This is a genomic window from Micromonospora coxensis, assembly GCF_900090295.1.
Lineage (GTDB): Bacteria > Actinomycetota > Actinomycetes > Mycobacteriales > Micromonosporaceae > Micromonospora > Micromonospora coxensis.
Genome location: NZ_LT607753.1, coordinates 545297 through 554546, shown reverse-complemented (window position 1 = coordinate 554546; position 9250 = coordinate 545297). Strand labels below are relative to the sequence as shown.

Annotated in this window: 5 protein-coding genes; 2 read left to right on the top strand and 3 right to left on the bottom strand. The window is 71.2% G+C overall.

All coding sequences use genetic code 11. The annotated features are described in order from the left end of the window. Window positions 1-469: 469 nt before the first annotated feature. Together GA0070614_RS02575 and GA0070614_RS30910 are read right to left on the bottom strand one after the other, a co-directional pair. Complete coding sequence (locus tag GA0070614_RS02575; protein WP_157744899.1) at window positions 470-1507, bottom strand: endonuclease/exonuclease/phosphatase family protein; 1038 nt, start codon at window positions 1505-1507, stop codon at window positions 470-472. A gap of 194 nt (window positions 1508-1701) precedes the next feature. Beyond that, window positions 1702-2160 carry an excalibur calcium-binding domain-containing protein gene (locus GA0070614_RS30910; RefSeq protein ID WP_231933487.1) on the bottom strand — a complete coding sequence of 153 codons (459 nt, stop codon included), beginning with the start codon at window positions 2158-2160 and terminating at the stop codon, window positions 1702-1704. Window positions 2161-2370: 210 nt separating this feature from the next. On the opposite strand from GA0070614_RS30910, the gene GA0070614_RS02560 reads away from it, so the two are divergent. Further along, window positions 2371-4035, top strand: a complete 1665-nt coding sequence (locus GA0070614_RS02560) for a DUF885 domain-containing protein (protein WP_088974468.1) — start codon at window positions 2371-2373, stop codon at window positions 4033-4035. A gap of 118 nt (window positions 4036-4153) precedes the next feature. Here the strand turns inward: GA0070614_RS02560 and GA0070614_RS02555 are convergent, their stop codons facing one another. Then, complete coding sequence (locus GA0070614_RS02555) at window positions 4154-4615, bottom strand: immunity 53 family protein (RefSeq protein ID WP_231933486.1); 462 nt, start codon at window positions 4613-4615, stop codon at window positions 4154-4156. Between the two features lie 416 nt (window positions 4616-5031). Between GA0070614_RS02555 and GA0070614_RS02545 the strand changes: the two genes are divergently transcribed. Continuing rightward, a complete protein-coding gene (locus GA0070614_RS02545) occupies window positions 5032-9228 on the top strand; it encodes a WD40 repeat domain-containing protein (protein ID WP_172892350.1) in 4197 nt (1398 codons plus the stop codon). Window positions 9229-9250: the final 22 nt, after the last annotated feature.

The window sequence follows — 9250 nt, the reverse complement described above, 5'->3', positions numbered from 1 at the left end:
GCGACGCTAGCCCTTCCCTCGGACAACCCCGGCCTCTGGATGGCGCGGCGATGGGCGACGAGTCGACGGTGAGCCCTTCGCCGCCGTCCAGCGAGCGGGGCGGCCAAGGCGGCGGCGAGGTAGCCGGGTGCGGTTCGTTCCCGGCAGGGTAGCTACTGCGGGGGCGCGCCGGGGTGCTGCTGGCCGTGTCGGGTCGGCTATCCGACATCCCTTCGGCCCAAGGCGGGTGATCACCGGCGGTTGCCCCAGGTGTACGACTGCGGCGTTATCGCGTGCTAGGTGTACTGCCCAGGGAGGTTGGTTGAGGTCGTGTGACGACACGACGTAGATAGACGTCGGGGACGACGTGGCCGACTGGTTCAACGGGCCGGCCGCGGCGGACAGCGCGGCAGGGCTGTTCGTGCCAACCCGGCCGACCCGATTGCGCGAAACACGGCCCCGGCCAAGGCTTGCGTGGTCCTCGTGGTCGTCAGGCCAGGGCGAGGTCGATGTATGCGGGGTCGTGGTCGGATCCGTCGCCGCTGATCTGGGTGCGGCGCATGACGTGTGCGGTGGTGACGGTCAGGTCGGGGCTGGTCCAGATCTGGTCGTAGAGGGCGAAGGTGGTGATGCCTTTGGCGCGGTGGCGGTGGGTCCAGATGGTGGGGGACAGGTCGGTGAAGGCGTCGTCGATGAGGTGGCCGTTGCGGTCGGGGCCGGCGGTGGTGGTGCCCTGGTGGATCTGTTCGGTGAGGTTCGCCTGGCGTAGGGGGGTGAGGGTGGCGGCGTGGGGTGTGTCGTTGAGGTCGCCGGTGATCACGATGCGGCGAGTGAGTCGCTGTCGGCGCAGGATCTGGGTGATGGCGGTGGCCTGCTCGGTGCGTCGTCGGTTGATCGCGTGGCGGGCGGCGGTGATCTCGGCGGGGGTGAGGGTGTGTTCGTCGGCGATGAAGTTGCTCTTGAGGTGGTTGACGAAGACGTGTAGTGCTGTGCCGTCCGGGGTGGTGATCTGTGCTTGGAGCAGGTCACGGCCGAACACGGGTTCGCCGGTGCGGTCGGGCCAGTACCGCCAGGAGCTGATGCGGGTGATCGGCAGCCGGGAGCAGATGGCGACATCGATGCGGCGGGGGTCGTTGCCTTCCACGACTACGCGGTAGCGGTAGTCGACACCAAGAGGGCGTAGGTCATCGCGGTGGAACGTGTCCAGGGCGTCCTGGTCTTCGACCTCCTGCAGGCACAACACATCGGCGTTCAGAGCGGCGATGCGTCGGGCGATCCATTCGCGGGCTTTCGGATCCTTGCCCTTGACGAGTTTGCCGCGGAAGGTGCGCAGGACTCCGCTCATGCGGGTGCCGTCAGGTAGGACCACCTCGACCACCGACGGTTGCCCACTGCCCTGAGCACTCACTGCATCGGGGGCTTCTGCGGCGATCTCGGCTCGGGGAAGATGCGCCACAGTTCGGGGAAGTTCGGCCTGGAACGACCAGCGAGAGAACAGGTTGTTGGCGTTGAAGGTCGCGATCCTCACTGCCACCACCCTGCCTCCTCACCTCGTCACGCCCTCGTTCACTCGACGATACGGTCCGTGTACTCCCGGCTGTCTCGACTATCAGCAAAAGGTCAAATCCTCGTGTGACGCGCGAAGGTACGACGAGCCGCAGCCCGGGTGACCTGCCATGCGAAATCCACGATCAGACGCGCGATGCGTTGTCATGTCGGACATCACTCGCAGGCGGTACCGTCGCCGTCGCGGTCCAGCTTGCGGGAGTAGCCGGGGTCGCCACGGTGCAGCGGCGCCGCCCCGGCCGCTCGCGCCTCCGAGCAGTTCGCGTAGTACACGTCGCTGGAGTCGCCGCCGGAAGAGTCATCGACGTAGTCCGGGTCGTCCTTGAGGTTGCAGGCGATGCCGTCGCCGTTGCGGTCCAAGGCCTTGCGGTACCCGGGCGAGCCCTTCGTGATTCTGTATAGGCCCGCATCGGCGACAGCGTCGCAGTCGGCGTAGTAGACGCTCGGCGACGGCTTCGGCGAGGCGGTGCGGGTGGGCGAGGGGGACGGCGCGAGCGAGGCGAGCTGCTGCGGGGCGGCGCTCGTCGAGGCCGGGGCGCTCGTCGATATGGCGGAGACTTTGTCCTTCTCGTCGTCGTCGCCGAACATGACGCCGCAGCACACGATGACGGCCACGACGCCGAGCATCAACCCGAGGAGGGCGGCCTTGGGGTTGAGGGGCTTCTGGGGCCGAGAGGCTTTCACCCCCGGCAGTGTGCACTATTCATGCGACAGTCCCGACCTGCGTGTCCGCACTCTGACAGCCAAGCGGGTGTCGCCGGCGGGACACCCGGTGGATGCGACACCAGAGCAGTACAGCTAGGGCAAGGCCTTAGCATTGCCCCCATGATCGAGGGCTTCGTGGATCGGCTCCTGTGCGATATGGCCGCCCTCGACCCCTGCACAGCGGTCGTCGACGCTGGCGAGCAGGATGTCGACGGGCTCACCGACTACAGCCCGGAGGGCCACCAGGCCCGCGCCGACCTCGCGGCCCGCGCCCTGCGCGAGCTCGAGATCTCGGGTGACGCGCTGCCGGCCGCGACCCCGCTGCACGCCCACCTCGCCGAACGGCTGCAAACCCGTATCGCCTTCCACGACGCCGGGGAGGACCTGCGCGAACTGCACGCGGCGGCCACCGGTCCGCTTCAGCTCATCCGCCAGGCCGTCGAGGCCGCGGTTCCCCGCCGCGACGCCGAGGATGCGGCCTTCGAGGAGGGCTGGGCTCGTGTCGGCGCACGAATGGCCGCGATCCCCACGGCCCTGGACGGGTACGCCCGCAGCCTCCTACTCGCCGCGGAGCGCGGACATGTGCCGGCGCGGCGTCAGGTAGAGCTCGTGACGCAGCGCTGCCGTAACTGGATCGACGACGATGTCGCCCTGGTGGACCGCTACGGCGAGGGGCGTCAGCGGGCGTCGTTGCAGGCTGCAGCGGCGGACGCGCGAGAGGCGTACCGGAAACTGGCCCAGATGCTGACCGCGGACCTGGCGCCGCGGGCCGTTGACGAGGAAGCGTTCGGCCAGCAGCGGTACGCCCTCTGGGTGCGCACCTTCCTCGCGGCCCAGCCTGACCTGCACGAGCTGTACGACTGGGGCTGGGACGAGTTCAGATCGACAGAGGCGGAGCTGATCGCGGAAGCGAAGGCCCTGGGCGGGAGTGTGCCCGAGGTGCTTGCCTGGCTCGCCGGCCCCGACGCACCCGGCACCCTGCACAGCAGGGAGGCGTTCGCCGCGTGGCTGCAGGAGCTGCTGGAGACCGCCATCGAGCGGCTGGACGCCGTGCACTTCGACATCCCCGCCCCGCTGCGGCACATCGAGTCGCGGTTGACCACGTCGTCCGGCACCGCCTATATCGGGCCGACGCGGGATCTGACGCGGCCGGGTCGGGTCTGGTGGTCCCTCCCGGAGGACGCAGCCAGCTTCCCCACCTGGTACGCCTACAGCACCGCCTACCACGAGGGCGTCCCCGGCCACCACCTCCACCTCGGCTCCGAGGTCTGCCGGGGAGGTCTCGGGCAGCGGCTGAACCTGCTCGGCGGCCTCTCCGGCAGCCAGGAGGGCTGGGCACTGTACGCGGAGCGGTTCATGGACGAACTCGGGCTCTACGAACAGCCGGGCGCGCGACTGGGACACCTCTACATGCAGCTCCTGCGGGCGGCCCGGATTGTGCTCGACATCGGCCTGCACCTACGACTGCCGATGCCCTCCGGTGACGGAGCAGTGTGGACGCCGGACGCTGCGCTGGAGCTGCTGCGGGGCCGCTGTCACCAAGGGCCGTACGCCTCCGCCGAACTCGGGCGCTACCTGGGCCGGCCAGGACAGGCGCTGGCCTACAAGGTGGGCGAGCGCGTGTGGCTGGCCGGCCGCTCGTCCTTCCCCGGCGACCGGCGCGCATTCCATCGCCGAGCGCTGGAACTGGGTTCGCTGGGCCTGGATCAGTTGGCGACCGCCCTCCAGCCTGACCACGCAGCACTCGCGCACCCCGGTGAAACAAGCCAGGGATCGGGCGTGTAGCTGCACGTCCCTGACGTCCGACCAGCCAACCGGGGCCAGAACCGACAGCGTGTACGACCTGGATCGGGCATTTAGCCGACACGGGGGACCCGGCCAGCCGCCGGTGAAGTAGACGCTTCTACATCTGGTCAAGCCGGTGCCCGGGCTCGCGGGTCGTAGTTTCGGCCCACCGCCGGAACTGATGTAGAGCCTCGCCGAGGTTCACTGGTCCGCACGCTGCCCGGAACTGGTCTTTCTCGACCCAGGTCATGACCCACTCGTGCTCGCTGCGATGGAGCTCCTGCCTCTCGTAGGGCATCCCCGACAGCGCCGTATCGCCAAGGTCGATGCGGACCGACCAGCCGGGGTTGTCGACCGTCTCAATCTGAATGCCGTATTCGTGTTCCCATTCGCCATCGCACTGAGTCGTGTACCAGGCTTGCAGCCAGGTCCAGACCCCCGGCGCCAGCTCATCGTGATCATGCACCCCGTAGTCCTTGATCTCGCGGTGGCCGTAACCGTCAGGTAAGGGTAGGTCCTGCGGCACACCCACTTCAGCTACGAGGAGGTAGGCATCCAGGTGCCGGGCGGCAGCGTCCACCCGGGTGAGGCCCGGCGGACGCGGCGCTGCGCGAGGCCAGCGAAGAAACCGGACTTACGGGCTTCGCCGTCGTGCGCAAGCTGGGGGGAGATCGAGTACGACATCAGCCCGCTCCGCTTCGAGATCCAGCGTCGCCACGTCTTCGAACGTTACTGAGCGCCAGTAACCGGATCGGGTGTGTCGTTCCGGCGGGCGTACACGAACGGCGCGCGGACGGTCGCCGCTACCGTGCGTTGATCGGACGGACACCCTTCGATATCGTGCCATCGATGACCTACCACGGGGGTGGCCCGCCGGGGGCGGACCGAGGTTCGTCGGCACGCTCCGCCGTTGCGGACGCCGTGCGACGTAGTGGTTCCACCCTGCGGCGAGCTTCGGCACCTGCGCTGGTCGGGCTGTTGGTCGCCGGTGCGGTGGTGCCAGTGGTGGCGGCCGGGACGGTGGCCGGACCGGTGCTGCTGGCCGGCGCCGGCGTGCTGGGCTCGGTCGGCGCCAACGTGCTGACCGACGTGCTGACCCGGCTGACTGAGCGACTGCGTGCCGACGGTGGGCAACCGGACCCAGTGCGGCTGCAGCGGGCCCTCGCGGAGCGTATCGAGGCCGCCTTCGCCAGCCAGGACGAGGAGTCCCGGAAGCTGCGTACCGAGGCCGCTGAGCTGCTGGGCCGGGTGGGCGCGATCGAGGTGGCGCTGCGCACCGCAGTGGAGCTGGGCGACCGTGAGCTCCAGCACGCGCTCGCTGAATCGTTGTCCCGGTTGAGCGGCGAGTTCGGCGAGTTCGGCTTCGTCCTCGCCGCCGTACGCGACTCGGTGTGGCAAATCGAGCAGGAGTTGCGGGGCATCCGGGAACATGGGCGGGTCGAGCAGGAACGCTCCCGTGAGCTGGCGCTGTCGGTGCGGCGAATCCTGGACACCGTCGAGCGGGTCGAGGCCCGGACCCGCCTTCCCGGGGCGACCGATGCCGGCCCTGCCGCCCGATGGAGCGGCAATCCGTACCTCGGACTGTCCCCGTTTGACGAACGGCACGCCGAGGTGTTCTACGGTCGCCGCGAGCTGGTGGCCAGGCTGCTGCAACGGCTGGCCGAGCAGCTGGAGGTGGGCGGCCCGCTGCTGGTCATCGGTGCCTCGGGGGCGGGTAAGTCGTCGCTGCTGCGGGCCGGGCTGCTCCCCCAGCTCGCCGTCGGGCGGCTGGCGGCCGGCTCGGCGGCCTGGCCGCGGCGGGTGTTCACCCCGACGGCGTCCCCGCTACGCGAACTCGCCCTGCACCTAGCCGACCTCGCCGGCCTTGACGCGGGGTCGGTGCTCCGGTCCCTGCACGACGATCCCGATCGGGCCGCGCTGATCGCCGCCCAGGCCCTGCGCGCCGTCGGGGCGGACCCGGCCCGCCTAGTGCTGGTGGTGGACCAGTTCGAGGAGTTGTTCACGCTCGCCGCAGCGGACCCGGCCGACGCGGAGCCCGATCGGCTGGCGTTCGTGCGGGCGCTGGAGGCGATGGCCCGGCCCTCGCTCGGCTCGACGGAGGTGCCGTCGGCGCTGGTGGTGCTGGCCGTTCGGGCCGACTTCCTCGACCCGCTGATGGCGGCTGCAGAGCTGCGCGAGGCGGTCCAGCAGGGCCCCTTCACGGTCGGCCCGATGAGCGAGTCTGAACTCGCCGCAGCGATCGCCGGCCCGGCCGCCGAGGCCGGCGTCACGGTGGCCCCGGAGCTGCTGGACGCGGTCCTTCACGACCTGCGCGGCGTCGGCGGCTTCGACGTCGGCGTCCTACCGCTGCTGTCCGAGGCGATGCGGGTCACCTGGGAGCATCGTGAGGGAGACCGCCTCACCGTGCTCGGCTACCGCCGCGCCGGTGGTGTCTCCGAGGCGGTGCAGACCAGCGCGGAGGCTGTGTACGGGCGCCTCGACGACGACCTGCGCACGACGGCCCAGCAGGTGTTCACCAGCCTGACCGTCCCCACCCGGGACGGCCGCCTCGCCCGCCGCCGGCTCGACCGGGCGGATCTGCACCGCCTCTGCGGCGAGACCGGTCGGGTCGATACAGTCGTTGACGCGTTCACTAGGGAACGGCTGCTCATGGCGGCCGACCACGGCATCGAGATCAGCCATGACGCCCTGCTGACCACCTGGTCGAGACTGCGCACCTGGCTCGATTCCGACCGCGCCGACCGTACCCGGCAGCACGAGCTCCTTACCGCGGCCGACACCTGGGAGCAGCACGACCGGAACGCGTCGTACCTCTATGTCGGGGACAATCTCGACGCCACCGTGCGCGCCGTTGCCCGGTGGCAAGCCGACCCCGAGCGCCATCCGGCGCTCACAGCCGCCGCGACGGATTTCCTCGACCGCAGCGTCCGCGCCCAGCGACGAAGCCAGCTCGCCCGCCGGGTCACCACCGGCGCGCTGGTGCTCCTCCTGCTCGCGTCGCTGATCGCGACGGGTTTGGCGGTGCTCGGCCAACGCGAGGCCCAGCAGCAGCAACGGGCCGCCACCGCCGGAGCCCTGCTCGACCAGGCAGAGAACCTGCGGGACAACGCGCCGCAGCTTGCGCTCATGCTCGCGCTCGCCGCCGACCGGCTGCACCATGACCGCTCCAGCACGGCGAGCCTTATCGCCTCCCTGCTCGCGCCGTACGCTGGCACCCTGGCCGGGCACCGGGGCGCGGTCACCGCGCTGGCGTTCCGTCCCGACGGCCAGATGCTGGCGACCAGCGGCGCGGACGGCCGGGTGCTGCTCTGGGATCCCGGCGCGATGCGAAAGACCGGTGAACTCGACGGCACGCCCCGGGTGGACGCGGTGGCGTTCAGCCCGGACGGGCGAACCCTGGCCGTCGGCGCTGCCAACGGCACGATCGCCCTCTGGGACGTCGGCGACTCCGCCCAGCCTCGCCGGATCGCGACGACGGCCACGAGCCAGCCGGCCGTGGTGTCCAGCATCGCGTTCAGCCCTGATGGGCGCCAGTTGGCCGTCGGCGACGGCGGCGGCGGGTTGACCCTCTGGGGCGTGACCGATCCGACCCGGCCACGGCGGGCCGCCGACCTGACCGGTCACTCCGGCTGGGTGAGCGCAGTCGCCTTCAGCCCGGACGGGCAGGTGCTGGTCAGCGGCGACCTCGGCGGCCGGGCGTTCGTCTGGGACGTCGTACGCGCCCGCCGGGTCGGGCAGTTGGCCGGTCATCATGACGGCGTCGGCGCGTTCGGCTTCGGTTCGGATGGCCGCCGGCTGGCCAGCGGCGGCGGGGACGGCATCCTGCTGTGGGAGCTGACCGACCCGGTCCGGCCGAGGCGGCTCGGTCACCTCACCGGGCCGACCGGCGGTGTACGCGCCCTGCGGCTCACCGGCCGCAACGACCAGTACGTGATCGGCGTCGGAGCGGACCGCTCGGTGCAGCGATGGGACGTCACCGACCCGGCCCGCCCGGTCCGGTCGACCCTGGTGCCGCTGACGCGGACGACCTGGGTGAACGCGGTCGCGGTCAGTCCCGACGGGCAATCCGTGGCCACCGCGAGCGCGGACAGCACGGTGGTCCTCTGGCGGGCCGGCGCCGGTGCCGGGCTGAGTGCCCGATACCGGCTGGGCGATCACGACGGGGAGGTCCGGGCGGTCCGGTTCCGGGGCGACGGTCGGTTGCTCGCCACGGGCGGCGCGGACGGCCGGACGAACCTGTGGGAGCTGGCCGACCGCGCCCAGCCACGCCGGCGCGGCCAGTTGGCTGCGCACCCTCGGGGTGTGTACGCGGTGGACTTCAGCCCGGATGGGCGGACGCTCGCCACCGGCGGCCAGGACGGCGCCGCCCTCTGGGACGTCGGCACCCCCACCGCTGCCCGGGAACTGGCCCGGCTGCCCGGCCACCCCGGGCCGGTGACCTCGCTGGCGTTCCGCCCGGACCGGGACGCCGGGCGGCTGCTCGCCGTCGGCGGCGGGGACGGCACGACGGCGCTCTGGGACGTCACCGACCCCGCGGCGGCCCGCCGGCTCAGCGCGCTCACTGGCCACCTGGCCGGGGTGTCCGCAGTGGCGTTCAGCCCGGACGGCGAAACCCTGGCGGTGGGCAGCTTCGACGGCACAGCGACGCTCTGGGCGGTGGGCGACCCCAGCCGGCCCCGCCAGCTGAGCCGGCTCACTGCCCACACCAGTCAGGTGACCACGCTCGCCTTCGCCCCGACCGGGAACACCCTCGCCACCGGTAGCCTCGACACCAGCGTGATGCTCTGGGACGTGCGCGACCCGGCCCAACCCACCGTGATCGGCGCGCCGCTGCCCAACCACAGCGGCTGGGTGCGCGCCGTCGCGTTCAGCCCGGACGGGCACCACCTAGCCACTGGTGGCAACGACAAGACGACCGCCCTGGTGGAGGTCAGTGACCCGGCCCGGCCGCAGGGGCTGATCGCCGCTCGCAGCCAGCGGGCGGTCATTCTCAGTGTCGCTTTCAGCCCGGACAGCCGCACCCTGGCCACGGGCGGCGCGGACAAGCTCGTCTACTTATGGACCCTCGCCGAGATCACTGACGCCCAGGTCAACCCGGTGGCGCAGGCCTGCGCCCGGGCCGGTCGAGGACTCGACCGCCAGGAGTGGGCGCGCCATGTGCCCAACCTGCCGTACGAGCAGACCTGCCCGTGATGGCCCGCCGGTAGCTTCTGAG

Bases quoted from the DNA above. Each gene is read 5' to 3' on its own strand.
- GA0070614_RS02560 (WP_088974468.1), top strand. From the start codon at position 2,371: ATGATCGAGGGCTTCGTGGATCGGCTCCTGTGCGATATGGCCGCCCTC.